This is a genomic window from Streptomyces sp. SID14515, assembly GCF_010548505.1.
In the GTDB taxonomy this organism is placed as follows: Bacteria; Actinomycetota; Actinomycetes; order Streptomycetales; family Streptomycetaceae; genus Streptomyces; species Streptomyces caviscabies.
In genome coordinates this window covers 26,569-51,967 of the sequence record NZ_JAAGMH010000111.1, presented here as the reverse complement: position 1 = coordinate 51,967, position 25,399 = coordinate 26,569, and the positions used below count along the sequence as shown (strand labels likewise).

The 25,399-nt window shown below is 74.0% G+C and carries 20 protein-coding genes and 1 pseudogene; 9 read left to right on the top strand and 12 right to left on the bottom strand.

Features of this window, described 5'->3' with window-relative positions; all coding sequences use genetic code 11:
• Positions 1–78: 78 nt before the first annotated feature.
• The 3 genes from G3I54_RS26270 (at position 79) to G3I54_RS26260 (ending at position 2,232) form a co-directional block, all read left to right on the top strand.
• A complete protein-coding gene (locus tag G3I54_RS26270; protein ID WP_164617716.1) occupies positions 79–828 on the top strand; it encodes an acyltransferase in 750 nt (249 codons plus the stop codon).
• 232 nt (positions 829–1,060) lie between these two features.
• Positions 1,061–1,633 carry an XRE family transcriptional regulator gene (locus tag G3I54_RS26265; RefSeq protein ID WP_164617714.1) on the top strand — a complete coding sequence of 191 codons (573 nt, stop codon included), beginning with the start codon at positions 1,061–1,063 and terminating at the stop codon, positions 1,631–1,633.
• 44 nt (positions 1,634–1,677) lie between these two features.
• A complete protein-coding gene (locus G3I54_RS26260) occupies positions 1,678–2,232 on the top strand; it encodes a YbaK/EbsC family protein (protein ID WP_164617712.1) in 555 nt (184 codons plus the stop codon).
• A gap of 18 nt (positions 2,233–2,250) precedes the next feature.
• Here the strand turns inward: G3I54_RS26260 and G3I54_RS26255 are convergent, their stop codons facing one another.
• Both G3I54_RS26255 and G3I54_RS26250 read right to left on the bottom strand, forming a co-directional pair.
• Complete coding sequence (locus G3I54_RS26255) at positions 2,251–3,087, bottom strand: AAC(3) family N-acetyltransferase (protein WP_343240423.1); 837 nt, start codon at positions 3,085–3,087, stop codon at positions 2,251–2,253.
• Positions 3,088–3,142: 55 nt separating this feature from the next.
• Positions 3,143–3,595, bottom strand: a complete 453-nt coding sequence (locus G3I54_RS26250; RefSeq protein WP_164617710.1) for a CoA-binding protein — start codon at positions 3,593–3,595, stop codon at positions 3,143–3,145.
• A gap of 75 nt (positions 3,596–3,670) precedes the next feature.
• On the opposite strand from G3I54_RS26250, the gene G3I54_RS26245 reads away from it, so the two are divergent.
• The 3 genes from G3I54_RS26245 to G3I54_RS26235 all read left to right on the top strand — a co-directional run bounded on the left by G3I54_RS26245 (position 3,671) and on the right by G3I54_RS26235 (position 8,830).
• Positions 3,671–4,303 (top strand): YigZ family protein, encoded by a 633-nt coding sequence (locus tag G3I54_RS26245; protein ID WP_164617708.1) that lies wholly within the window; start codon positions 3,671–3,673, stop codon positions 4,301–4,303.
• A gap of 181 nt (positions 4,304–4,484) precedes the next feature.
• On the top strand, positions 4,485–5,654 hold the full coding sequence (locus tag G3I54_RS26240) for an exonuclease SbcCD subunit D (RefSeq protein ID WP_164617706.1): 1,170 nt from the start codon (positions 4,485–4,487) through the stop codon (positions 5,652–5,654).
• A complete protein-coding gene (locus G3I54_RS26235) occupies positions 5,651–8,830 on the top strand; it encodes an SMC family ATPase (RefSeq protein ID WP_164617705.1) in 3,180 nt (1,059 codons plus the stop codon). The genes G3I54_RS26240 and G3I54_RS26235 overlap by 4 nt, the downstream gene beginning before the upstream one ends.
• A 21-nt stretch (positions 8,831–8,851) precedes the next feature.
• On the opposite strand, the gene G3I54_RS26230 is transcribed toward G3I54_RS26235, so the two are convergent.
• Complete coding sequence (locus G3I54_RS26230) at positions 8,852–9,298, bottom strand: Lrp/AsnC family transcriptional regulator (protein ID WP_030811699.1); 447 nt, start codon at positions 9,296–9,298, stop codon at positions 8,852–8,854.
• 87 nt (positions 9,299–9,385) lie between these two features.
• On the opposite strand from G3I54_RS26230, the gene G3I54_RS26225 reads away from it, so the two are divergent.
• Positions 9,386–9,880 (top strand): rhodanese-like domain-containing protein, encoded by a 495-nt coding sequence (locus tag G3I54_RS26225; protein ID WP_164617703.1) that lies wholly within the window; start codon positions 9,386–9,388, stop codon positions 9,878–9,880.
• Between the two features lie 151 nt (positions 9,881–10,031).
• Here the strand turns inward: G3I54_RS26225 and G3I54_RS26220 are convergent, their stop codons facing one another.
• From G3I54_RS26220 to G3I54_RS26210, 3 genes are all read right to left on the bottom strand, one after another.
• Positions 10,032–10,958: an ATP-grasp domain-containing protein gene (locus tag G3I54_RS26220; RefSeq protein WP_164617701.1), complete on the bottom strand. Its 927-nt coding sequence runs from the start codon at positions 10,956–10,958 to the stop codon at positions 10,032–10,034.
• Between the two features lie 52 nt (positions 10,959–11,010).
• A complete protein-coding gene (locus G3I54_RS26215; RefSeq protein WP_164617699.1) occupies positions 11,011–12,699 on the bottom strand; it encodes a DUF885 domain-containing protein in 1,689 nt (562 codons plus the stop codon).
• A gap of 138 nt (positions 12,700–12,837) precedes the next feature.
• The gene (locus G3I54_RS26210) at positions 12,838–13,320 is read right to left on the bottom strand and encodes an Lrp/AsnC family transcriptional regulator (RefSeq protein ID WP_164617697.1); all 483 of its coding nucleotides are present in this window, start codon (positions 13,318–13,320) and stop codon (positions 12,838–12,840) included.
• Between the two features lie 59 nt (positions 13,321–13,379).
• On the opposite strand from G3I54_RS26210, the gene G3I54_RS26205 reads away from it, so the two are divergent.
• A complete protein-coding gene (locus G3I54_RS26205) occupies positions 13,380–14,594 on the top strand; it encodes a PLP-dependent transferase (RefSeq protein WP_164617694.1) in 1,215 nt (404 codons plus the stop codon).
• On the opposite strand, the gene G3I54_RS26200 is transcribed toward G3I54_RS26205, so the two are convergent.
• From G3I54_RS26200 to G3I54_RS26180, 5 genes are all read right to left on the bottom strand, one after another.
• Positions 14,527–15,921 carry a GNAT family N-acetyltransferase gene (locus G3I54_RS26200; protein WP_164617751.1) on the bottom strand — a complete coding sequence of 465 codons (1,395 nt, stop codon included), beginning with the start codon at positions 15,919–15,921 and terminating at the stop codon, positions 14,527–14,529. The two genes, G3I54_RS26205 and G3I54_RS26200, sit on opposite strands and share 68 nt — an antisense overlap.
• Before the next feature lie 102 nt (positions 15,922–16,023).
• Positions 16,024–18,864 carry a DUF6493 family protein gene (locus G3I54_RS26195; protein WP_239144580.1) on the bottom strand — a complete coding sequence of 947 codons (2,841 nt, stop codon included), beginning with the start codon at positions 18,862–18,864 and terminating at the stop codon, positions 16,024–16,026.
• Entirely contained in the window at positions 18,861–20,240 is a 1,380-nt protein-coding gene (locus G3I54_RS26190; RefSeq protein WP_164617692.1) for an SWIM zinc finger family protein, read from the bottom strand. Before G3I54_RS26190 ends, G3I54_RS26195 begins: the two co-directional genes overlap by 4 nt.
• 70 nt (positions 20,241–20,310) lie before the next feature.
• The gene (locus G3I54_RS26185; protein WP_164617690.1) at positions 20,311–21,909 is read right to left on the bottom strand and encodes an alkaline phosphatase D family protein; all 1,599 of its coding nucleotides are present in this window, start codon (positions 21,907–21,909) and stop codon (positions 20,311–20,313) included.
• A gap of 161 nt (positions 21,910–22,070) precedes the next feature.
• Positions 22,071–23,567: a PLP-dependent aminotransferase family protein gene (locus G3I54_RS26180; RefSeq protein ID WP_164617688.1), complete on the bottom strand. Its 1,497-nt coding sequence runs from the start codon at positions 23,565–23,567 to the stop codon at positions 22,071–22,073.
• A gap of 47 nt (positions 23,568–23,614) precedes the next feature.
• Between G3I54_RS26180 and G3I54_RS26175 the strand changes: the two are divergent.
• Positions 23,615–24,457, top strand: a pseudogene (locus G3I54_RS26175) (DMT family transporter); the annotation flags it as partial.
• A 93-nt stretch (positions 24,458–24,550) separates the two neighbouring features.
• On the opposite strand, the gene G3I54_RS26170 reads toward G3I54_RS26175, so the two are convergent.
• The gene (locus G3I54_RS26170) at positions 24,551–25,381 is read right to left on the bottom strand and encodes an alpha/beta fold hydrolase (protein ID WP_164617686.1); all 831 of its coding nucleotides are present in this window, start codon (positions 25,379–25,381) and stop codon (positions 24,551–24,553) included.
• Positions 25,382–25,399: the final 18 nt, after the last annotated feature.

Below are 25,399 nucleotides of genomic sequence, written 5' to 3'. Positions count from 1 at the left end.
GGCGCACGCCGCGCAGTGGGGCGAACATCACAGGTCACCGCACGGATCGCCCACCGCGCCGCCGACTACCGTGAGCGCGTGCCGAAGAACCGAAACACGTTCTCCTTCCTCGCCCGCTGGCCGCGCCGCGCCGCCTCCCGTGCGGTCCACCGCGGCTGGGCCTGGGCGCAGCGGGCGGGCGCGGTCACCGCCGAGCACCCCGGGCGGCTGCGGTTCGGCGCGATCGGCGAGGGCACGCGTCTCGCGTTCCCGCAGGGGACCGTGTTCGGGGAGCCGTGGATCGAGCTCGGCGCGCACTGCATCATCGGCGAGCAGGTCACGCTCACGGCCGGGATGATGCCGGACCTGGACCTGGGGCCCGAGCCCATCCTCACCCTGGGCGACGGCGTGGTGCTGGGGCGCGGCAGCCATGTGATCGCGGACACGAAGGTGACGATCGGCGCGGACACGTACTGCGGCCCGTACGTCTACATCACCTCCACGAACCACAGCTACGACGACCCGCACGAGCCCGTGGGCAAGCAGTGGCCCCGGATGGAACCGGTGGCGATCGGCCCCGGCTGCTGGATCGGCACCGGCGCGGTGATCCTGCCCGGGGCCCGGCTCGGCCGGAACGTGGTGGTCGCGGCGGGCGCGGTCGTCCGGGGCGAGGTCCCCGACCACGCGGTGGTCGCCGGGGCACCCGCCCGGGTCGTCCGCAGCTGGGACCCGGAGAAGGGCTGGCAGCCGCCCCTGCGGACGCCCGCGCCCGTGCCGATCCCCGAGGGCGTCACGCCCGAGCAGCTGCTGGCCCTCGCCGACATGGACGAGGCGCGCGAGATCTCGTAGCGCGGTGGTGGCGGTACGCCCACCGGCTGGACGCGGCGGCGCACCGTACGGGCGGTACACCGGCTGCACGCGGCGGCGGTCACCGTACGGCGGTGCAACCGGCTGGACGCGGCGGTGCACCGTACGGCAGTGCAATATTCTTGACCGCGGCATCCGCTGTAGGCGACCCGGTCACCGCGCCGGCCGCCCGCACCAGCCACCCGCACTCCGCCATCCACCGCAGGGACGGTCCGTGTCCGACCTCGACCAGCTCACCCAGTCGCTGGCCCGCAACCTCAAGCGCTGGCGGGGGGAGCGCGGCTTCACCCTCGACGCCCTCGCGGCCCGCGCCGGAGTCAGCCGGGGAATGATCATCCAGATCGAGCAGGCGCGGACGAACCCGAGCGTCGGCACCACGGTCAAACTGGCCGACGCGCTCGGCGTCAGCATCACCACCCTCCTCGACCACGAGCAGGGCACCCAGGTCCGGCTGGTCCCGGAGAGCCAGGCCGTGCGTATGTGGTCCACCGACGCGGGCAGCTCCACCACCCTGCTCGTCGGCGCCGAGGCGCGGGGCCCGCTCGAACTGTGGACCTGGCGGCTGATGCCCGGCGAGGGCAGCACCTCCGACCCGCACCCCGAGGGCACCGTCGAACTCCTCCATGTCACCGAGGGCGAACTGACCCTCCTCGTCGACGGCCGCACCCATCCCGTCCCCGCCGGAACCTCCGCCACCTTCGAGGCGCACGTGCCGCACGGCTACCGCAACGAGGGCGGCGAACCTGCCGTGTTCACCATGGCCGTCGCCATCCCGCCCGTCCGCTGAGACGCCCCGCCGCCTGCGCACCCGCCGCTGTTAGCGTGAGCGCCATGCGCGCACCCATCGGCACCTTCGAGGACGCCGCTCCCGCTGCGGAACGGCTCGATCTGCTCCCCGCCCCCGTCGTCGCGGCCCTGACCGCCGGCTGGGGCGAGTTCACCGCCGGACAGGTCGTCCACGTCGACAGCGACCCGGCCGTCGCCGACACCGCCGTCTTCGTCGAGCACTACGGCGCGGACCTGCTGGACACCTCCGCCAACTGCGTCGTGGTGGCGGGCAAGCGCGGCCAGGACGTCACGCTCGCCGCCTGTGTGGTGCTCTCCCGCACCCGGGTCGACGTCAACGGCGCGGTCCGCAAGCACCTCGGCGCCCGCAAGGCCTCCTTCGCGTCGATGGACACGGCGGTCGGCGAGAGCGGCATGGAGTACGGCGGCATCACCCCGATCGGCCTGCCCGCCGCCTGGCCCCTCCTGCTGGACCCGGCCGTGGTGGACGAGGAGTGGGTCCTGATCGGCAGCGGCCGTCGGCGCGGCAAGCTCATCGTTCCCGGCAAGGCGCTCGCCGCCCTCCCCGGCGCCGTCGTGGTCGAGGGCCTCGGCGTCTGAGCTCCGCACTGGGCGGCCTCAGCGGACCGTCGCCGCCCGGTGCTCCGTGAGCCAGGCCGTGGCGAAGTCGACGGCCGCGCGCAGCCGGACGAGCCGGCAGACTGCCGCGCCCACGCGTCCCGTCCGTACGTCACCGTCGGCGGCGGACTCCTCGAACGCCGCGCCCAGGGCGGCGAAGTCCCCGTCGTCCAGGGCGACATCCTCGTACTCCCACCACCGCCGCACCCCCCGCGCCGCCACCACACAGCGGTAGCTCCGGCGCGGCGGGCGGTCCATCCGGTACTCGCCCAGGTGGAACGCCGTACAGGTGGCGTAGCCGGTGCCGAGCAGCAGGATCCGGGCATCCGCCTCGTACAGCCGGGCCAGCGGCGAGTCCTCCCCGAGATGGCAGTCGGCCCGGTGCCCGGCGAGCAACCGCTCGGCACCGGGCCCGAGCGCGGCGAAGGAGGTCTGCGGATGCGCGCTGCGCCCGGCCCCAGCCGCCGTCCGCACGGTCTCCGCCAGCGCGCCCATCGACGGGGCCGGGGTCACCGCCGGGTCGTACGGCTCCATCGCGGCACGCACGGCGTCGACCGCCCCGGCGTCCAGGCCCCGGACCCGCGCGCGGTAGTGCGGGGAGGTGTCGGAGTTCTCCGTGGTGAAGGCGGGCACCACCACCGTCCCCTCCGGCCCCACGGCCCGGCGCAGCGCGCCCAGCACGCCCCGGACCCCGCCCGCCACCGGCCCCAGTGACCGCAGCGAGGCGTGCACCAGGAGCACGTCGCCGGACCGTAAGCCCAGCGCGGTCAGAGCGGCCGCCGCCCGGTCCTCGTCGAGCACGCCGTCCACGCCGTCCGTGCTGTTCACGTCGTTCACGTCGTTCACGGCGGGGATCCTTCCCGTCCCGGGGCGCCTCCCACACCCGGGACGCTCAGGCGCGCTCGCCCAGCTGCGGGATCTCGATCGCGGGGCACCGGTCCATGACCATGTCCAGCCCCGCCGCGCGCGTCCGTTCGTACGCGGCCGGGTCGATCACGCCGAGCTGGAACCACACCGCCTTCGCGCCCACCGCCACCGCCTCGTCCGCGACCTCGCCCGCCAGCTCGCTGTTGACGAACACGTCCACCACGTCGACCGGGAAGGGAATGTCCGCGAGCGAGGCGTACCCCTGCTCCCCGTGCACCGTCTCGGCCTTCGGGTGCACCGGCACCACCCGCTTGCCGAACCGCTGGAGGACCTCCGCCACCCCGTAGGCCGCCCGGGAACGGTTGCCGGACAGGCCCACCACCGCCCAGGTGTCGCCCGAGTCCTGAAGAATCCGCCGGATCGTCGCGGCGTCCGCGAATGTGCCGGCGCCGTCCGCGTACCTGTCGTCTGCGCTCATGCCGGGACAACCGACGGCCCCCACCCCGTCATTCCCGCCGGAGAACGCCGTTCCGGCGGCGCATAGGGTGGACGGATGCAGGAGCAGTACCGGACCGTCGCCCGCGCGGGTGTGCACGAGAGCGAGATCAACCGATCGCGTTTCCTCTGCTCCCTCGCCCCCGCCGCCACCGAACAGGAGGCGCAGGACTTCATCGCCCGCGTCCGCAAGGAGCACCCGACCGCCACCCACAACTGCTTCGCGTACGTGATCGGCGCCGACGCCTCCGTACAGAAGGCGAGCGACGACGGCGAACCCGGCGGCACCGCGGGCGTCCCGATGCTCCAGATGCTCACGCGGCGCGAGGTGCGGTACACCGTGGCGGTCGTCACCCGCTACTACGGCGGGGTCAAACTCGGGGCGGGCGGGCTGATCCGGGCGTACGGGGGAGTGGTCGGCGAAGCCCTGGACGCGCTCGGCACCATCACCCGGCAGCGCTTCCGGCTCGCCACGGTCCACGTCGACCACCAGCGGGCCGGAAAGCTGGAGAACGACCTGCGGGCCACCGGGCGGGACGTCCGCGAGGTGCGGTACGCCGAGGCCGTCGCCATCGACATCGGTCTGCCGGACGCCGACGTCGAGGCGTTCACCGCCTGGCTGGCCGACGCGACCGCGGGGACCGCCACACTGGAGCTGGGCGGCGAGGCGTACGGCGACGCGACCGCGTGAACCGCGTGAGGTGAGGGCAATCCCACGGGGGCCACGGGGGCCAAAATCATGATCGATGCGGGTTCGGCGGCCCGGCGGCGTTAGCGTGGTCCGTGCCGACAGCGGGATCACGGGCCGCCGGTGCGCGGCCCACGGGGTGGAGGACGACGACGATGCAGGCCGGAACCGGCGGAGTGATGGCGTGAGGATCCTGCACACCTCGGACTGGCACCTGGGCCGGTCCTTCCACCGCGTCTCCCTGCTGGACGCCCAGGCCGCCTACCTGGACCATCTCGTGGCGACCGTCCGGGAACGCGAGGTGGATGTCGTCCTCGTCGCGGGCGACGTCTACGACCGGGCCGTCCCGCCGCTCACCGCCGTCGAGCTGTTCGACCGCGCGCTGCACCGGCTCGCCGACGCCGGCGTCCCGACCGTCATGATCTCCGGCAACCACGACTCGGCCCGCCGGCTCGGCGTCGGCGCCGGGCTCCTCGACCGGGCCGGGACCCATCTGCGGACCGACCCCGAGGGCTGCGCCACCCCCGTCGTGCTCGCCGACGCCCACGGCGACGTGGCGTTCTACGGGCTGCCCTACCTGGAACCCGCCCTGGTCAAGGACACGCTCCGGGCCGCAAAGGCCGGCCACGAGGCGGTCCTCACCGCCGCCATGGACCGGGTCCGCGCCGACCTCGCCACCCGCCCCGCGGGCACCCGCTCCGTCGTCCTCGCGCACGCCTTCGTGGCGGGCGGCGAGCCCAGCGACAGCGAACGCGACATCACCGTCGGCGGGGTCGCCGCCGTCCCCGCCGGGGTCTTCGACGGCGTCGACTACGCGGCCCTCGGCCACCTCCACGGCTCCCAGCGCGTCACGGACCGCGTCCGCTACTCCGGCTCGCCGCTCGCCTACTCCTTCTCCGAGGCCGACCACCGCAAGACCATGTGGCTCATCGACCTCGACGCCGACGGGAACATCGCCGCCGAGGAACGAGTCGACTGCCCAGTCGAACGGCCCCTCGCCCGGCTCCGCGGCCGGCTCGACACCCTCCTGGAGGACCCCGCCCTGGACCGCCACGAGCACGCCTGGGTCGAGGCCACCCTCACCGACCCGGTGCGCCCCGCCGAACCCATGGCCCGCCTCGCCCGGCGCTTCCCGCACACCCTCAGCCTCGTCTTCGACCCCGAGCGGCCGCCCGACGACCCGGGGGCGTCCTACGCCCAGCGCCTCAAGGGCCGTGACGACCACCAGATCGCCGAGGACTTCGTCGCCCACGTCCGCGGCGGCAGCGGCCCGAGCGACCTCGAACGCACCGTGCTGCGCGCCGCGTTCGACGACGTACGGGTGGACGAGACCGTGCGCGAGGTGTCCCGGTGAGACTGCACCGCCTGAGCATCACCGCCTTCGGCCCGTTCGGCGCCACCCAGGAAGTCGACTTCGACGCCCTCTCCTCCGCCGGGCTCTTCCTGCTCCACGGACCCACCGGCGCGGGCAAGACCTCCGTCCTGGACGCCGTCTGCTTCGCCCTGTACGGAGCCGTCCCCGGCGCCCGCCAGAGCCCCGGGGCCTCGCTGCGCAGCGACCACGCCCCGGCGGACCTGCCCACCGAGGTCCAGCTGGAGCTGACCGTCGGCGGCCGACGCCTCGAAGTCACCCGCAGCCCCGCCCAGCCCCGCCCCAAGAAGCGGGGCGACGGCTTCACCATGGAGAAGGCCCAGAGCAGGCTGCGCGGTTACGACCCCGAGCGCGGCTGGCAGGCCCTCAGCAAGTCGCACCAGGAGATCGGCGAGGAGCTGACCCAGCTCATCGGCATGAGCCGGGACCAGTTCTGCCAGGTGGTGCTGTTGCCGCAGGGCGACTTCGCCCGCTTCCTGCGCGCGGACGCCGAGGCCCGCGGCAAGCTCCTCGGCCGGCTCTTCGACACCCGCCGCTTCGCCGCCGTCGAGGACCGCCTCGCCGAACTGCGCCGGAGTGCCGAGGCCAAGGTCGCCGCCGCCGACGAGCGGATCCTCGCCCTCGCCCAGCGCACCGCGCAGGCGGCCGGACCGGTCGGGGCCGAGGCCACGCCGATCACCGCCCGGCCCGGTGAACCGGGCCTCGCCGAAGCGGTGTTGGAGTGGGCCGCCATCGCCCGGTCCACGGCCCGCGAACGGCTCGACATCGCCCACGGTGTCGTCACCGCCGCCGAGGGCCGACAGCGCGCGGCCCGCCACGCCCTGGACGCCGAACGCGAACGGGACCGCCTCCAGCAGCGCTACGAGGAGACCCGGCGACGCTCGGCGGCGCTGGAGGAGCGCCGCCCCGAACACGACCGTTGCCAGGAGCAGTTGGAACGCGCCCGCAAGGCGGACCGGGTCGCTCCCGCACTGGACCTGCGCGAGGAGGCGGAACGCGCCCATCGGCGGGCGGCCGACGACCTAGACCGGGCCAGGGCGCAGCTGCCGCCCGACCTCGCCGACGCGGGCCCCGATCAACTCACCGAGCTGGAGCGCCGGTTCCGGCAGGAGCTGGGCGGGCTGGAGTCGGCCCGCCGGGCCGAGGCGCGCAGCGCGGAGATCGACGGGGAACGGGACCGTCTGGAGCGCGAATCCCGCGCCGACGACGCGACCGTCCGGGACGCGGACGCCTGGCTGGCGGGCTGGGACACCGTCCACGCCGGGCTCCGCGAGCGCATCGCGACCGCCCAGGAGGCCGCGACCCGCGCCGAACAGCTCGCCGGACTCCTCGCCCCGGCCCGCCGCCGACTGGACGCCGCCCGCCGCCGCGAGGCGCTGGCCGCCGAGGCCGAAACCGCCCGGGAAGCGCTGGCCGAGGCCCGCGAACGCGCTCTCGGCGCTCACGAGACGTGGCTCGGGCTGCGGGAGCGGCGGCTGCGGGACATCGCGGCGGAGCTGGCCGCCGGACTCGTCGACGGCGCGCCCTGCACCGTCTGCGGCTCCGCCGAGCACCCGGCCCCCGCCACCGAGGGCGACGGCCATGTCGACCGGGCCACCGAGGAGGCCGCCCTCACCGCCCACCGGCGCGCCGAGGAGGTCCGTACCCGCGCGGAGCAGGCCCTCGGCCTCGTCCGCGAACGCCACGCGGCCGCGGCGGCGGAGGCGCGGGATGCGGAGCCGTCGGCGGCCGTCGAGGCTGAGGCCGCCATGGAGGCCGGGGCCGGGGCCGGGGCCGGGGCCGAGACCGAGGCCGGGGCCGAGTTCGACGCCGGGGCCAAGGCCGAGGCCGGGGACGGGGCTGAGATCGACGCCGGGGCCGAGACCGCGGCCGGGGCCGGGGCCAAGTCGCATCCCGGCCCGTCCGTCGGTGAACTCCGCGACCTGGTCGAGCGGTTGACCGCCGAGCATGCCGAGGCGCACCGCCTCGCCGCCGGGACGCACGCCGCCCGCGAGGCCCTCGACGCCGCCGAGCGCGAACACCTCCAGCGCCTCGAACTCCGGCAGGAGGCCGAACGCCGGGCCGCCGCCCGCACCTCCCGGCGGGAGGCGCTCGACCGTGAGCAGGCCGTGCTGCGGGACGAACTCGCCGTGGTCCGGGGCGAGTCCGGGTCCGTCGCCGCGTACGCGGAACGCCTCACCCGCCGGGTGGCGCTGCTCGCGGAAGCCGCCGAGGCCGTACGCGCCGAGCAGGACGCGGACCGGCGGCGCAAGGAAGCCGACGGCCGACTGTCCGACGCGGCGTTCCGGGCCGGCTTCGACACCCCGGAGGCCGCCGCGGCGACCCTGCTCGACGCCGCGGCCCAACGCGAGCTCCAGCACCGCATCGACGCCTGGCAGGCCGAGGCCGCCGCGGTCGCCGACCGCCGTGGTGAACGCGACGCCCGCGAGGCCGCCGAGCAGCCCCCTGCCCAACCAGCCGCCGCACAACGCGAGTTCGAGACGGCGGAGCGGTTGCTGCGTGAGGCGTCCTCCGCCCGCGCCGCCGCCGAGGAACGCTGCGCGGAGCTGGTCCGGCTCTCCCGGCAGGCCGCCGACGAGGTGCGAAGGCTGGGCCCGGTGCGCCAGGAGTACGAGCGGATCGCCCGGCTCGCGGGTCTGGCGGCGGGCACCTCCGCCGACAACGAACGCAAGATGCGCCTTGAGTCGTACGTCCTGGCCGCCCGCCTCGAACAGGTGGCGGCCGCCGCCACGGCACGGCTGCGGCAGATGTCCTCCGGCCGCTACACGCTGGTCCACTCCGACGCCCGCACCGGCGGCCGCAGGGCCGGGCTCGGGCTGCACGTGGTCGACGCCTGGACCGGCAGCGAACGGGACACCGCGACCCTGTCCGGCGGGGAGACGTTCTTCGCCTCGCTGGCCCTGGCGCTCGGCCTCGCCGACGTGGTGACCGAGGAGGCCGGCGGCGTACGCCTGGACACCCTCTTCATCGACGAGGGATTCGGCAGCCTGGACGACCAGACGCTGGACGAGGTGCTCGACGTGCTGGACTCGCTGCGGGAGCGGGACCGCAGCGTCGGCATCGTCAGCCATGTCGCCGACCTGCGCCGCCGGATCCCGGTCCGCCTGGAAGTGGTGAAGGAGCGGCAGGGCTCGTCGGTGCGGCACCGCCTCGCGTGAACGGAGCCCCGCCCGGGCGGTTCAGCGGCCGATCGCGCGGCGGGGGAGCGGTGAGGAGTACACGATGCTGGTGGTGACGGAGCCCAGTGCGCCGATCCGGCCGGTGGTCTCCTCCAGATGCTTCATCGAACGGGCCGTGACCTTGAGGACGAAGCAGTCGTCGCCCGTGACGTGATGGGCCTCGATGATCTCCGGTGTGGTCTCCAGGAGATCGTGGAAGGGCTTGTAGTTCCCGTTCGGGTAGCGCAGGCGGACCAGGGCGAGGATCGGCAGCCCGAGCCGCTCGGCGTCCACCACCGCCGCGTACCCGCTGATCACGCCCAGCTCCTCCAGCCGCCGCACCCGCTCCGTCACGGCGCTCGGGGACATGGCGACGGCGCGCGCGAGCTCGGCGAAGGTGGCGCGGCCGTCGCGCTGGAGGACATCGAGGATGCGCCAGTCGGTGGCGTCCGGGGAATAGTCGGTCACCCTCCGAGAGAACAGGGAAAGCCCCGGCGAATCAAGCGGAGCGCCGGGGGATCTCACTTCTCGGGCCCGTTCCGCAGCCATAGATTCATGGTCATGACCTCGCACACCACGGCCCCGGCCGACCACCCCGTCCTGCGCGTCGCGCCCGCCTCTCCCGCTGCCGCCGCGGCCTACTTCGGCGCCTCGCTGGCCTTCCACGCGGACGTCTCCGACGTCGCCTCCGCGCTCGCCGCCGACGGCGACCCCGGGTTCGTCGTCCTGGACAGCCGCTCCACCGCGTCCTGGGACCAGGGGCACATCCCCGGGGCGGTCCACCTGCCCACCGCGCTGATCCCCGAGCAGGCGGCGGCACTGCTGGACCCGGCCGTGCCGGTGGTCACGTACTGCTGGGGTCCTGGCTGCGACGGCGCGACCCGCGCGGCCCTGGCCCTCGCCCAACTGGGCTACCAGGTCAAGGAGATGCTCGGCGGATTCGAGTACTGGGCGCGCGAAGGGTTCGCCTACGAGACCTGGGAGGGCGGCGAGCGGCGCGGCATCGACCCGCTCACCGCACCCGTCGACGCGGCCGACTGCGGCTGCTGAGACGGCGGGCCCGGGCGGAGGCCAGGAGGTCGGGAGGCCAGGAGGCCGGGCGTCCGGCGGCGGTCGGGCCCGGGTGGAGGGAAGACGCCCCGGCGGCGCTCGGGACCGGGCAGGGGCAAGGCGCCCCGGTGGCGGCCGGCCCGGGCCGAGGTCAGCGCGCCCCGGCGTCGGCGAGCACGCCGAACAGCTCTCCGGCCTCCGCCCCGGCGGGCAGCCCGCTGACCTGGCCGTCGCCGACCTCCACCACCCGCCACACCCCGTCCTCGCGCAACGCCAGGTCGGTGGTGACCCAGCGAAGCCCGAGACGCCCCACCGCCTGCCGCAGCGAAGGGAGTTCGGGGACGGGATCGCGGTCGGGAGTGTCCGGGGCGTCCGGGTGGGCGGTGACGAGCACCGCCTCCCCGTCCACCCACCACACCCGCGCCTCGCCGCCCGCGACGAACGGCTCGAAGGCCCGCAGCACCAGGCCGCCCGCGAGGAAGGCGTCCTGCAACTCCACGAACCGGCCCACCACGGCGGCCAGTTGCTCCCGGTCCGCGAGCTCCGGTACGTAACAGGCCTCGTGCCACTCGTGCTTGCGGGACTTCACGAAGTCCTTCACGATGCCGGGCCCCGGCCCCAGGGGCGCCGCGAGCCCGGCCAGCTCGTCGACCGATGGCGCCGGAGCCCCCGGAGTCAGGGCGCACCAGGCGCTGCGCGGGGTGAGAGCCTCGAACTCCTCGTACCAGCCGGGGAGTTCATGCGCCCGCCGGTAGCCGGCGGCACCGGTGAGCAGGGTGCAGCCCCGTGCGCGGAGCGCCGCCTCCAGCTCCGCGTACCGGCCGGAGGGGATCATCCACCCGCGGTACCAGTACGGTCCGGAGTCCCGCGCGACCCGGGCCACCGCACCGGCCGCGTCGCCCGCGAGCAGCGCGTCATGATCGAGCAGCGCGATCCGCGCGCCGGTCGCCCGCGCCGCCGCGAGCTCGCCGGCGAACTGCGGATCGGGCCGCGAGAGGCGCAACGGGTCCGCGCAGAACAGAAATCCGTTCCGCTCACTCGTGCTGTTCGTGCCACTCGTGCCACTCGTGCTGCTCATGCCGCTCATGACGGGGCCGCCTCGCCTTCCTGGCTTTGCTCGCCTTCCTCGCTCAGAGCCGGGACAGCTCGTCCACCAGGTCGTCCAGGCCCAGCGACCCCTGCGAGAGCGCCGCCATGTGCCAGGCCTTGAGGTCGAACGCGTCGCCGTGCGCGGCGCGCGCGTTCTCCCGGCCGAGCAGCCAGGCGCGCTCGCCGAGCTTGTAGCCGATGGCCTGGCCCGGCATCGAGAGATAGCGGGTCAGCTCGCTCTCCACGAAGTCGGCGGGACGGCCGCTGTGGTTGCCGAAGAACTCCTGGGCCAGATCGGGCGTCCAGCGCTCGCCCGGGTGGAACGGGGAGTCGGCCGGAATCTCCAGCTCCAGATGCATGCCGATGTCGACGATCACCCGGCAGGCGCGCATCATCTGCGCGTCGAGGTAGCCGAGCCGCCGCTCCGCGTCGGGCAGGAAGCCCAGCTCGTCCATCAGCCGCTCCGCGTACAGCGCCCAGCCCTCGGCGTTCGCGCTGACCATGCCGACCGACGCCTGGTAGCGGGAGAGGCTGTCGGCGACGTGCGTCCACTGGGCGATCTGCAGGTGGTGGCCGGGAACGCCCTCGTGGTACCAGGTGGAGACCAGGTCGTACACCGGGAAACGGGTCTCGCCCATGGTCGGCAGCCAGGTGCGCCCGGGGCGGGAGAAGTCCTCGGAGGGGCCGGTGTAGTACGGCGCGGCGGCCCCGCCGGGCGGCGCGATGCGGGACTCCACCTTCCGTACCCGCTCGGCGAGATCGAAGTGCGTGCCGTCCAGCGCCTCGATCGCCTCGTCCATCAGACCCTGCAGCCACTCGCGGACCTCGTCCACGCCCTCGATGTGCTTGCCGTGTACATCGAGGTGGGCGAGGACCTCCCAGGGGCCGGCCCCGGGCAGGATCTTGGCGGCCTCGGTCTTCATCTCGGCGAGCAGCCGGTGGTATTCCGACCAGCCGTACGCGTACGCCTCGTCGAGATCCAGATCGGTGCCGTTGTACAGCCGCGACCAGAGGGCGTAGCGCTCCCGGCCGACCGGGTCCGGGGCTCCTTCGACGCCCGGGGCGTACACATCGCGCACCCAGTCCCGCAGCGCGAGCACCGAGGCCGTCGCCAGCCGGGCGGCCTCGTCCAGCTCGGCCCGCAGCGACTCGGGGCCCGGAGCGACGAACTCCGTGAAGAACGCCGTGCCCTCGCCCTCCCCGCCCCACTCCGTGAGCTGTCCGACGAACGTGGCGGTCGCGCGCGGTCCGCCGTACAGCTTGCGCTCCAGACCGAGCGCGAGCGAGGCGCGGTAGCCCTCGTGCGCGGCGGGCACGGCGCGCAGCCGTTCCACGACCGCCGCCCAGTCCTCGTCCGTCGCGGTCGGCGTGAGGGTGAAGACCTCGGTGATGCTGTGGGCGGGCGACTGCAGGTTGGAGACGGTCCGCAGGCCTTCCTCGGCCTCGTGCACGGCGAGTTCCGCCGTCAGGCGTTCCCGCAGGAGCCGTCCGCAGCGCCGCTCGGCATCGCTGTCCGCACCGGGACGCCGCTCCGCCGCGTCCAGCTCCCGCAGCGTCGCGCGGATGAGGTCGGCGGTCGCGGCCTGGCCGGCCGGTGAGAAGTCGGGCAGCCGGCGCGAGCTTTCGGACACACCCAGATAGGTGCCCGTGATGGGGTCGAGTTCGATGATTGCGTCGACGTAGGCGTCGGCGACCTGACGGGGCAGCGCGCTGCTCGAAGTGTCTGACATGCGAACATCCTCGTACGGTGGTGGCCTCCGCGTCATCACTATGGGCCGCCGGACGTCCGAAAGACGATCACTTCCCCGTACTTCTGGGCCGGTGCCGGTGCCGGTGCCGGTGCCGGTGCTGGTGCTTGTGCCGGTGCGTCAGCTTGCGGCGGCGGGAGGTAGCAGTGGTCCGCAGTCCCACTGCTGGAAGATCAGCCGGGTGTCCACCCGGGCCACCTCCCGGCGCGAGGTGAACTCGTCCAGGACCAGCCGCTGCAGATCCGCCGCGTCGGCCACCGCGACCTGCACGAGATAGTCGTCGGGACCGGTGAGGTGGAACAGCGCACGCGACTCCGGCAGCGACCTGATCCGGTCGACGAACGGCCCGATGAGCTCCCGGCGGTGCGGCCGGACCTGCACCAGGAGCAGCGCCTGGAGTCCCCGGCCGAGCTTCGCCGGATCGAGGCGCAGCTGATCCCCGAGGATTACCCCGGAACGGCGCAGCCGGGCCACCCGGTCCAGGCACGTCGAAGCGGCCACGCCGACCTCGGCCGCGAGCTCGCGGTACGTGGTCCGCGCATCGTTCTGCAACAGCCGCAGAATCTGCAGATCCACCGGATCGAGAGCGACGGAATCAGCCATGCGGCGAACGTAGCACGGGGTTTTCTCGCTACGAGCCGGTAACTGTTCAGAGTGACGGCATGGACAACGAAGTCTCGATGACGCCCCCTGCTCCCACCCCGTCCAGGGCTCTCGCCACCGAAGCCGTGCACGCCGGACGCGACGACCTCGCCTCCCTCGGCGTGCACGCCCCGCCGATCGACCTGTCCACCACCTACCCCTCCTACGACTCGCGCGGCGAGGCGATGCGGATCGACGCCTTCGCCACCACCGGGGCCCGGCCCGACGGGCCGCCCGTCTACGCCCGGCTGGACAACCCGACCACGGGCCGCTTCGAAACGGCGCTCGCCCGGCTGGAGGGCGCCGAGAGCGCGGTCGCCTTCGCCAGCGGAATGGCCGCGCTCACGGCGGTGCTGCTCGCCCGCGCGAGCCAGGGGCTGCGCCATGTCGTCGCGGTCCGCCCGCTCTACGGCTGCAGCGACCATCTGCTCGGCGCCGGGCTGCTGGGCACCGAGGTGACCTGGACCGACCCGGCGGGCATCGCCGACGCCATCCGGCCGGACACCGGTCTCGTGATGATCGAGACGCCGGCCAACCCGACGCTGGCCGAGATCGACATCCGGGCCGTCGCCCACGCCTGCGGATCCGTGCCGCTGCTGGTCGACAACACCTTCGCCACCCCCGTCCTGCAGCGCCCGGTCGAACACGGCGCGCGGATCGTCCTGCACAGCGCCACCAAGTACCTCGGCGGCCACGGGGACGTCATGGGCGGCGTCGTCGCCTGCGACGAGGAGTTCGCCGCCACGCTGCGCCAGGTGCGGTTCGCCACCGGCGGGGTGCTGCACCCGCTGGCCGGCTATCTGCTGCTGCGCGGCCTGTCCACGCTACCGGTACGCGTACGGGCGGCCTCGACGAGCGCCGCCGAACTGGTCCGCAGGCTCACCGCCGACCCGCGGATCGCCCGGGTGCACTACCCGCGGATCGGCGGCGCGATGATCTCCTTCGAGGTGTACGGGGACCCGCACCGGGTGATCTCCGGGGTGCGGCTCATCACGCCCGCCGTCAGCCTCGGCAGCGTGGACTCGCTGATCCAGCACCCGGCCTCCATCAGCCACCGCATTGTGGAAGAGGGAGACCGCCGGGCGTCGGGCGTCGGCGACCGGCTGCTGCGGATGTCGGTCGGCCTGGAGGACGTCGAGGACCTGTGGGCGGATCTGTGCCAGGCGCTCAGCGACGGGCCTGTTCCGTCGGCACGGAGGGCCGAGCAGCACCTTCAGTCGTCAGCCGGGCGGTGATGACGAGCGTGCCCTCCTCGATCTGGTAGTCGAGGGGCAGCTCCAGCGCGCGCATCGCCGCCACCATGCCGGTGTTGTGGGACTGGGTCACGGCGTACACGCTGTCGCAGCCCGCTTCCTCGGCGAGGGCCACCAGGCGGCCGAGCAGCTCGGAGCCGATGCCCCGGCGCTGCCAGTCGTCCTCGACGAGGAGGGCGACCTCGGTCTCGTCGCCGTCCCAGAGGAGGTGGCCCAGCGCCACCAGCTTGCCGGAGGCCGTCTGCACCGCCAGGGTGCGGCCGAAGCGGGGGCTCAGCAGATGGTCGAGGTAGCGGTCCGCGTCCTTGACGGGACCGTGGTAGCGCAGGCCCAGGGTGCGCTGCGAGCAGCGGTCGTGCATGGCGCGGGCGGCGGCGAGATCGCCGCGGTCCGCGCGGCGCACGGTGATCTCGTTGCCCTCGGGCAGCGTGAGGACGTCCTCGCTGCGCGGCACGCGGGGACCGAGCCGGGCGTCGAGCTCGACCAGGGCCCGCGCCCGCGCGAACTCGGTCGGCGTGAACGGCAGATAGGGCCGCTCGACGGCGATCACCCCGCCGGACGGGTCCCGCAGCCGCATCACCGTCTCCTCCAGCACGCCCTCGACCGGGGCGCTCTCCCCGGTCGCCCGGCCGGTGACGGAGACGGCGGGCAGCGAGTGGATGGTGCACCGGCCGAGCAGCTGGCGCAGGGCGAGCGGCAGCTCGGCCGCGTCGAGCGCCGTCCGGGTGGCCAGCGACAGCACCCGGGTCGGGGTGTCGACCAGATCGTGGGCGTCCGCCCGCTCGATCCAGGTGGACGCGCCACCGGCGGCCGAGATCTCCCGGGACAGCTCCTGCGCCTGGAGCGAGACCGGGGCCCGCAGCAGGAACTCGTCGACGGTCCCCTCCGCGAGCGGGTGGGTCTGCAGGGTGAGGATGTCCACCCGCAGCCCGGAGAGGGCCACGCACAGCGCGGCCAGACTGCCCGGGGCGTCGCGCACCGTCGTCCGCATCCGCCACAGCACGGTCTCCTCGGCCCCGGCGATCCCGCCCGCACCGCTGCTCCCGGCCTCGCCCGCCGTCCCGCCACCGGTCCCAACCGCCTCGTCTGGCGGGGGAGCGTGACTGTGCCGTCGTGCCCACCAGGTGTGGAACGCGGCGGTGGCCACCAGCGCCACCGCCGACGCCATGAGCAGATAGGGCCCGTCCGGCTGGTGTCCGATCAGGTTGGCGATGGCGTCGGCCACGGCCACGGCGGTGAACAGGGCGGCCAGTTCGATCAGGTCCCGCCGCCAGTGGTGCGGACGGCGGGCGGTCTTCGCAGAGGTCACATCAGTCATATCCTCACTGTGAACGAGCGGTGTTGCCTGATCACGAACGCCTTGTGACTGATGGGTTAAGTGTGGATCTGGTCGCCTATCGTCGTCTTTCGGTCAGATTTTGAGACCGGCCATTCCTTGATCCTTCCGACCCGGACCGGAGCCTTGCGGACCGACGGCTTGCAGACCGACGGTGTTCGGACCGACGGCGTCCGGCGTGGAATCCTGCGCCCCGGTGGGGAACGCCGCGAGCAGCCGGGCGGCCTGGCGGACTGTCTGCGAGGAGCCCTTGCGCCCCGCCGTCGCCGCGAGCCCCGCGATCGGCGGTATCCCGCCCGTACCGCAGCGCTCGGCGCACCCGGCCGCCACGGACAGCAGATCGCCGAGCCCCCGGGGTGTTTTCTCGTACGCCAGGAGACCGGGCAGCATCGCCGCCAGCACGGTCAGCACCGTCCGGAACGCACCGGTGGCCGCCGCCGTGCCGAGCGCGTCGGCCGTACGGTTCACCTTCACCAGGTCGCGGTCGACCAGGATCGCCAGCTCGCGCCCGAGCGACGCGCCGTCCAGCCGGCCCCGCGCGGCCAGCACCAGCAGGGCGTCCACCGCCGCCGTCCGGTCCTCCGGATGCCGGGCGCCGAGCCCGTAGGCCAGCGCGAGATGCATCGCCCCGCCCACCTCGCCCGCACTCTCGGCCAAGGCCGGCAGGAACCCGACGGCTCCCCGCTGCCCATGGTCGGCGGCGAACAGCAGGTCCGGCATCAGCCAGGCGGCCAGCGTCTCCGGATCCTCGGGCAGGGTGGCCGTCCAGTGCGAGGACGGCTCGGGCCCCCAGTGGTAGCACTCCCGGGCGTTCGGGAGCTGTGCCCGGCCCAGCCAGTGGAAGGCTTCCGGGAACTCGCGCCGGATCACCAGCCGTTCCCGGGTCGCCGGCAGCACCTGACGGGCCCCGGTCGTCGTCCGCTGCCACCAATTGCCCGCCGACGGACGGGAGACGGCGGTCGCCGGGTGCCGCAGCACCGGGGCCACCGGCTCGTCGGCACGGAGCCAGGCGGCCAGCCGGTCGCCCTCTCCGGTGGCCAGCGCCTCGGCCGCAGCGGCGGCGGCCGCGCCCTCGGGGCCGCCGCCGCGGCGGACCCGCAGCAGGGCCTGGGCGAAGTCGGCGGGGCCCGGACGGACACCCAGTTCCCGGTAGGTCCGCAGCCGCTCGACGAGCTCGGCCGCTTCGATCGAGCCGGTGTGCCAGCTCGGCGTGGCCAGCAGGAACGGCGCCTGACCGTCCCGTATCGTCTCCGCCGCCTCCCACGCCCGGTCGAGCAGCACCCCGTTCAGCGCGGCATGGGCACAGGCGTCCGCACCCTTCACGGTGGTCTTCGCCCGCCACGCGACCCTGTCCCGCTCGGACACCAGGCCCAGCAGCGAGGCCACCACCACGGACAGCCCGTGCGAGGCCGAGACGTTCTGCGGTTCGACCATGCGTGGAGACAGACCGCCCTCGACGAGATACAGGCCGGCCAGCGCTTCCCGCAGGGCCTTCGCCAGCTCCTCCCGGTCGGTGCGAGCCAGCCGGACGAGCCCGTCGAGCGCCCGCTCGAAGCCGGTGACCCCGGACGAGGGGTCCGCGACGCCCGACGAGGGGGCCCAGTGCTCCGACGCATGCGACTTCAGCCGGGCGGCCACTTCCTCGACGAGCTGCGCCACGGTCTCCGGTGCGGGTCCGTGACGTCGCAGCACCGGCGCGGGCGGCAGGAACTCCTCGTACGCCTCGGCCGCCTCCTCCGCCACGAGATCGCCGAACAGGGCGGTGACCGTCTCCCGGTGCAGCGGGCCCAACTGCGCGGCGGCGAAGGCCAACTGCTCCCGCACCTCCGGGTCCGAGACGCCGGGCAGATACCGCGCGACCAGCTTCAGGGCCCGCTCCTGGACGTCGATGCCCTCGTGGCCGAACGCCTCGGCGACCGCCGGAAGAAGCTCGCCCGCCGTCGATGCGTCCCGGCGCAGCGCCTTGCCCAGCAGCGTCAGCTGGGCCCGTACCAGCTTCTTCTCCTGGCGGAAGAGCACCGCGCCCGAAACGTCTGCCAGCTCCCGGGTGGAGAGCACGCCCCGCGCGTCGAGCCGTACGAGCACCTGCTGGGCATGCGAGGCGACCGGAGCGATCCCGTCCGCCGCCATCGCCGTCCAGTCCCGCAGATGCCGGTCCTCCTCTTCCTCCGTCGTGCCCAGCCGCAACAGAACGGCCAGGAAGAACCGCTGATCGACGGATCTGCCGCCGCGCATCAGCCGGGTCACGCACCGCTCCACCAGATGCGGCCGGTCCAGCAGCCCGTCGTCGGCCAGTGCGCACAGCGCCCCGGGCCAGTGGTCCTGCGAGTCCGGCGCGTCGTAGAAGTCGACCTGCGGCGGCAGCTCCGGCATCTCGAACAACCGGGCCGCCAGCACGGGGGAGTGCGGGTCGTCCCGCAGGATGTCGGTCAGCGGACGCCGCGTCCGGCCGCGCCAACGCGCCGCGCCGACCAGCTCCGCCCAGCCCACCACCAGGTTGTCCGTGACGGGGAGCGGGGCCCCGGCGATCCGCGTCAGCTCGCCGACGAAGGTGTACTCCGCGTCGGAGAGGGCCGCGCGCCCCGCGAACCGGTGAGCGAGATCGCCGAGCCACTCCGGCTCACGGTCCTTGAGCGAAGCGAGGATCAACGGATACGGAGAACGGGTCCAGTCGCGCAGATCCCGGCCCCCGATCCAGGCGGCGCACCCCGCCGCACCGGTGTGACAGCCCGCGCCGGCCACCAACAGCGCCTTGCGGATCTTGTCCCGCCGCTGCCAGTCCCAGCTCCGCACCTCCTTGCGCAGCTCCTTCAACTCGGCGAGCGCGGCCCGGCGTCCGGGCCGGTCCAGGGCGAGCACCAGCGAAGGCACCTCGTGGTGGCGCCCCGCCCGTACAGCGGTGAGCAGCTCGTTCATCGCACGCCTCCCGCGACCGTCGCACCCCGGCGGACCATGCGCACGGCGAGCGCGTGTTTGCAGGGACCCCGCCGCCCCCGGTAGTCCGCCCACCACTGACAGGTGCAGGAGAACGCCGAACCGCTCTCGCGGACCTGGTAGCGACGGTCCCCGGAAGCGACTGTCGCCCGCGAACCGTCGAGCGACACCGCACCCTCACCGGCCAGCCTGCGGGCGGCCACCAGACGCGGATTGTGCCGCTCCGCCCGGTCCGCGTCGTACGGCAACTCCCGGTGGAAGTAGGCCGCGTCCGCCAGGTCGTAGCCGACGCGGCCCGCCGTGCCGAGCCGGGTCAGGGCGGCCCGCACCCGCTGCACGCTCAGCCCCGCCTGCTCGGCCAGCGAAGCCGGTTCGATCCGGGGCTCCCAGGCGAGCAGTACGGACACCAGCTCGGCATCGGCCGCCGCGTCATCCGTGGCCAGCGCCTCCAGCACGCCGCCCTCGCCCGAGAACCCCCGCGCGGAGTCCGGGGAGAGCGTCAACGTGAGCCGCATCCCCGGCAGCACCACCTCCCAGGCGCTCGCCGCCGCCGCACCGTCGGCCACCGGCCCGTACACCCTGAGGGCCGTCGCGTCGCGCAGCACCCGCTGCAACGCCACCAGCCGCTCCGGGCCCGGCAGACACACCGCGCCCGGGACCGGCCGGGTCGTCGGCCGCAGGGAACCGCCCGACGCCACCACCCACCGGGCGCCACGCGTCGCACGGCCCGAGGGCGAGGAGCGGGGCAGCGACCGCAGGAACGCCACCGCCCGCGCCGCCGTCAGCTCGGCCCGCAGATCGAACCCGGCCGAGGCGACCTGCGCCTCCGCGAAACCGCGCAGCCACCGGTCGGGCAACGGCACCTTCTTCTCCACCACCGGGCCGTCGAGCGTGGTCACCGCCAACTCCTCCGGCCCCACGCGCAGATGCAGCGGATCGTCCGCCGTGATCCGCGAAAGCGCCTCCCGCAGCGGAGCGTTCACGTCCACATTCGTCGTTCCATGGCCGGTCTCCTGCCCGTCCAGCCCTTCCCGGAGCACATCGAGACGGGCGTACACCCCGCAGCAGCCGGAGAACGACTCGAAGCGCAACCGGTCGCCGTTCCCCGTCACCACCGGGTCCAGCGACGCGGTCAGCGTCCGCTGGTAGTAGCGGGCGGCGGCCACGTCCGCCACCGCCAGCAGCCCGCGTGCCGCTATGCGCGGATCGGAGAGGAAACCCGCGAAGAACCGCGGGTGCGCCTCCGCTCCGCGCGGGGTGAGCCCTCCTGCGGTCTCCAGACCGAGGGAGGGCCCCACCTGCGAGGACTCCAGGGCGGACGGGCGTGCGTAGGCCAAGGCCTGAACGGATCGGGTCATGAAAAAAAGCGTAGGACCCACCACTGACAACGGCCCTCGAAACAGCTGTCGGCCGCCCGGAGGCCGCCGTTCACTGCCCGACGCGACCGGGCCGCAGCACCTTGGTGAACAACACCGATCCGCCCTCCGCCCGCAGACGCACCGTCAGTTCCGCACTGTCGCCGTCGATCTCCACCTCGCCGAAATACTGCGGGGTCTCCATCGGCGAGACGTTGGCCCGCTCCGGGGCCCGTACGAAGACCCGGTCCGGGCCGAAGGTGCCGTCCAGCGCGTTGGCCGGGAAGCCGCCCGCCGCCAGCGGGCCCGACACGAACTCCCAGAAGGGGGCGAAGTCCTTGAACGCCGCCCGCTCCGGCGCGTAGTGCTGGGCCGAGGTGTAGTGCACATCGGCCGTCAGCCACACCGTGCCGGTGATCCCGCGGTGCTTGATGAACCGCAGCAGTTCGGCGATCTGGAGCTCCCGCCCGAGCGGCGCCCCGGGATCACCCTGCGCCACGGCCTCGAAGTCCGTCGCACCGTCCGGGACCACGAGTCCGAGCGGCATGTCGGCGGCGATCACCTTCCACTCCGCGCGGGACGCGGCGAGCGAGCGTTTCAGCCACCGCAACTGCTCCGCGCCCAGGATCCCCGTCGTGTCGTCGGGCTGCCGGCCCGGGGAGTTGGCGTTGCGGTACGAACGCATGTCGAGCACGAACACGTCCAGCAGCGGCCCGTGGTGGACGACCCGGTACATGCGCGAACGGCGTTCGGGACCGGACGAGGGGGCGAGCGGCACGTACTCGTGGAAGGCGCGCACGGAGCGCGCCGCCAGGATGTCCACGTTCTTCTCGGTGTACCGCGGGTCGTCGAGGATCTGGCCCGGATACCAGTTGTTGCGCACCTCGTGGTCGTCCCACTGCACGACGGAGGGCACCTGCGCGTTGAAACGACGGACGTTCCGGTCGAGCAGGTTGTAGCGGAAGTTGCCCCGGTACTCGTCCAGCGTCTCGGCGACCTTCGCCTTCTCCTCGGTCATGACGTTGCGCCAGATCCGGCCGTCCGGCAGCGTCACGCTCGGCTCCAGCGGACCGTCCGCGTAGATGCTGTCGCCGCTGCACAGGAAGAAGTCCGGGTCCAGGCGGCGCATCTCCTCGTAGACCCGGTAGCCGCCGATGTCCGGATTGATGCCCCAGCCCTGCCCCGCGATGTCGCCGGACCACAGGAACCGCACCCCGGCCCGGCGGCGCGCCGGAGCGGTACGGAATGTCCCGTACACCGGTTTGCCGGTACGGCGCGGATCGCCCGGATCGGCGAGCGTCACGCGGTAGTGCACCTGCTCGCCCGGGGGCAGGCCGTACAGCGGTGTGGTGCCGGTGAAGTCCGTTCCGGGGCCGATCGACGGCCCGTACCACCTGCGGACCCGCCGGAACGACTCGGTCGACGAGGTCTCCACCAGCATCCGGGCCGGCCGGTCCGAGCGCACCCACAGGAGCGCCGACGAGGCGGTGACGCTGCCGACCTGCACACCCCAGGACGCTTCGGGCCGCCCCGCCAGATGCAGCGCGGGCGCCGCCGAAGCGACGGCGGGCGACAGCGCGACCGCCGCCGGGGCGATCAGTGAGCCGCGGAGGACGGCACGGCGGCCGGGCGAGGCGATGTGCGGACGGTGCGGACGGTAGGGCACGGGCATCGAAGCGCCTCCGGGGAGGTGGGCGGGCGGTGCGCCGTTCGCGAGAATACGTGGCCCGGCGCCGGTCTCAGCCCATGCCTAGTGCCCTGCGGAGACCAGGGGCCCAACCCCGGGTGAACGGCGCCCGTCGGCCGGGGCCGTACGGTCGCCGGGCCGCACGGTCAGCCGGGGCCGGCCCGGCCGACCCGCCAGGCCTCCGCCAGCGCGGCGACCCCGCGGGCGATGTCGCCGGGGGCGAGATGCGCGTAACCGAGGACGAGCGGCACGGTGCCGTCCTCGGAACCGGACGTTCCGCAGTCGCGCAGCGGCCGCAGCGCGATGCCCGCCCCGGCCGCCCGCTCCAGGAGGACGTCCTCGGGGCCGTACCGCGCGGGCAGCCGGGCGATGATGTGCAGGCCCGCCGCGATGCCGCTGACCGCCGTGCCCGGGAAGTGCTCGTCCAGCGCGGCCACCATCGCGTCGCGGCGTTCCCGGTAGGCCCGTTGGCAGCGCCGCAATTGCCGGTCGTAGCCGCCGCGCACGACGAAGTCCGCCAGCACGGCCTGGTCGATCACCGGGTTGCCAAGATCCATGGTCCGTTTGCGGGCGACGATCCGCTCGGTGAGCGCTGCGGGGGCGATCAGCCAGCCGAGCCGCAGACCGGGAGCCAGCGACTTGCTCACGGAACCGGTGTACACGACCCGTTCGGGGTCCAGCCCCTGCAAGGCTCCCACCGGCGCCCGGTCGTACCGGAAGTCCCCGTCGTAGTCGTCCTCCATGATCACGGCGTCCGCTTCCCGGGCCCACCCGAGCAGTTCGCCACGACGCTGCGCGGAGTATCCGATTCCGGTGGGGAACTGGTGCGCGGGCGTGGTCACCAGCGCGCGTACGCCGGAGCGCTTCAGAGGCGCGAGGGCCAGGCCGTCCTCGTCGAGGGGCAGCGGGACCGTGCCCAGGCCGGTCGCCGCGAACAGCGACGCGTGTTCCGGGCTGCCCGGATCCTCCACCCCGACCGAGGTCACGCCCTCGTCCCGGAGTACGAAACCGAGCAGCGTCGTCGCCTGGGCGACCCCCGAACAGACCACCAGACGCTCCGGATCGGCCACCACGCCACGACGCCGGGCGAGCAGCCCGGCCAGCGCCTCGCGCAGCTCCGGCAGCCCGCGTGGATCGGGGTAGCCCAGCGCCTCGTGCGGCAGCCGCCCGAACACCGTCCGCTGGGCGGCACTCCACGCACCGCGCGGGAAGAGGGAGAGATCGGGGGTGCCGGGCCGGAAGTCCACCCGCGCGCCCGGCGCGCGCGGCGCACGGTCACGTACGGGATGCACCGCCGCGCGTACGCCCTCGCTCACCCAGGTGCCCGCACCCCGCCCGCTGCGCAGATAGCCCTCCGCGGTCAGCTGCTCGTACGCCTCGGTGACCAGTCCGCGCGACACCCCCAGGTCGGCCGCGAGTTCACGGCTGGAGGGCAGTCTCGTGCCGGCCGCGAGGCAGCCGGAGCGAACCGCCTCCCGCAGCGCGGACCGGAGCGCGCGCCCCCGCCCGCGCGCCGGCGCGGCAGCGGCGGGCAGCAGCAACTCCCAAGCCGGGGAAAGGGAACCGGCGCCACCGCCTCCTGAGCCGCGGTCGTCCGCCTCGCGCGCGGGCCGCCGGTCCGGATTGGTCCCCGAAGACGTCATGGAAGTGGACCTTAAACCGGTCCGCCGCCGACCCTAGCGTCAGGTCCATGAACGCAACCTCTCTGCGCGGGGCTCTCCTCGCGGCCCTCGCGTGTGTGCTGGTGGGGGCATCCTTCACGGCCAACAGCGTCCTCGGCGACTACCCGTTCGCGGGTGGCCAGGCCCTCCGGTACGGTCTCGCCGCGCTCCTGCTCGTCCCGTTCCTGCGGCGTGACCCCGACTCCGCGGCGGTCCGGCTCCGGCGTCTCACCCGCCGCCAGTGGGGGCGGATCGCGCTGCTCGCCGCCGTGGGCATGGTCGGGTTCAACCTGGCGGTCCTGGCGGCCGAGCAGTCGGCTGAACCAGCTGTTCCGGGCGTCTTCGTGGGCTGCGCGCCGATCGTGGTCGGCGTGCTCGTTCCGCTGCTGGACGGTCGTCGGCCGTCCCGCGTCACGCTGTACGCGGCCGGACTCGTCGCCGTCGGGGCGTTCACCGTTCAGGGCTGGGGGCGCACCGACCTGGCGGGTGTGCTGTTCTCGGTGGGTGCGCTCGCGGGAGAGGTCGGCTTCGCGGTCCTCGCCGTCGCGGTACTGCGGCCGCTCGGCCCGAAACTGCTCTCCGCGACGGTCTGCGCCGTCGCCGCCGTCGAATCGGCGCTGCTCGGTCTGCTGATGCACGGCGGCTCGTTCCTGCGGGTCCCGACGGGCGGCGAGGCGACGGCCCTGCTGTGGCAGGCCGTCGTCGTCACCGTGATCGGATTCGTCTGCTGGTACAGCGGGATGCAGCGCATCGGAGCCGAACGCGCCACGCTCTTCTCAGGTCTGATCCCGGTCTCCGCCGCCCTGACCGCACCGCTGGTCGGAGCCGGGACGTACGGCCTCGCACAGGGCGCGGGAAGTCTCCTGGTCGGCGCCGGCGTGGCGTACGGCTCGGGCGTCATCGGGCCGCGCGCGGGCGCCGGAGCGCGGCTCTCCGGCCGCACCCCGACGCCCCGGCAGGACGGCTCAGCGACTGGTGTCCAGGATGACGCGGGCCACGAGCGCCGGGTCGTCGTTCATCGGGACGTGCCCGCAGCCGGGCAGCCGCACGAGCCGGGCGTCGGGGATCACCCGCTTGGCGCGGACTCCCTGCCGGCGCAACAGGATGCGGTCGCGGGTGCCCCAGGCGACGGTGACGGGTATGCCCTTGACGTCCTCGCCGAAGGAGGCGCCCCGGCCGACCTCCAGCGTCTGGTGAAAACCGGTCGCCCCGCGCAGGGCGAGCGTCTCGGCGACGACGGCCTCCGGTGAACGCCTGCCGGGCCGGGCGTAGATGGTGCTCGTGAGAGCCGCCCGGCCGGCCGCGCTGCGCGACAGGCGCTCTATCAGCGGCACCGGCAGGGCCAGTGCGCTCCGGCGCATCGTCCGCAGGGTGCCGAAGGCGTAGCGCCGTTCCGCCTCGGTCCAGAAGCCCGCCGGGGACAGTGCGGTCACCGACCGCGCCAGTCCGGCACGGCCCAATTCCAGCGCCTGCAGGCCGCCCAGCGAGTTCCCGGCCACATGGGGGCGGTCCAGGCCGAGTTCGGCGCAGAAGGCTCCGAAGACCGGGCCGACGGTCGCGGCATCGTACGGAACTCCGTCCGGCAGCGCGGGCGAGGTGCCGAAGCCGGGCAGGTCCACGGCGATCACCTCACGTTCGGCGGCCAGGATCCGGGCCACCGGGTCCCAGGCCCGCAGATGGTGCCCGATGCCGTGCAGGAGCAGCAACGGTTCGCCCGAGCCGGTCCGTTCGTACGCGACCGAGACCGGACGGGGGCCGTCGGCCGTTGCGACGGTGAAGGAGACCGTGGTGGTCATGCTGCTCCCTGGAGTGGG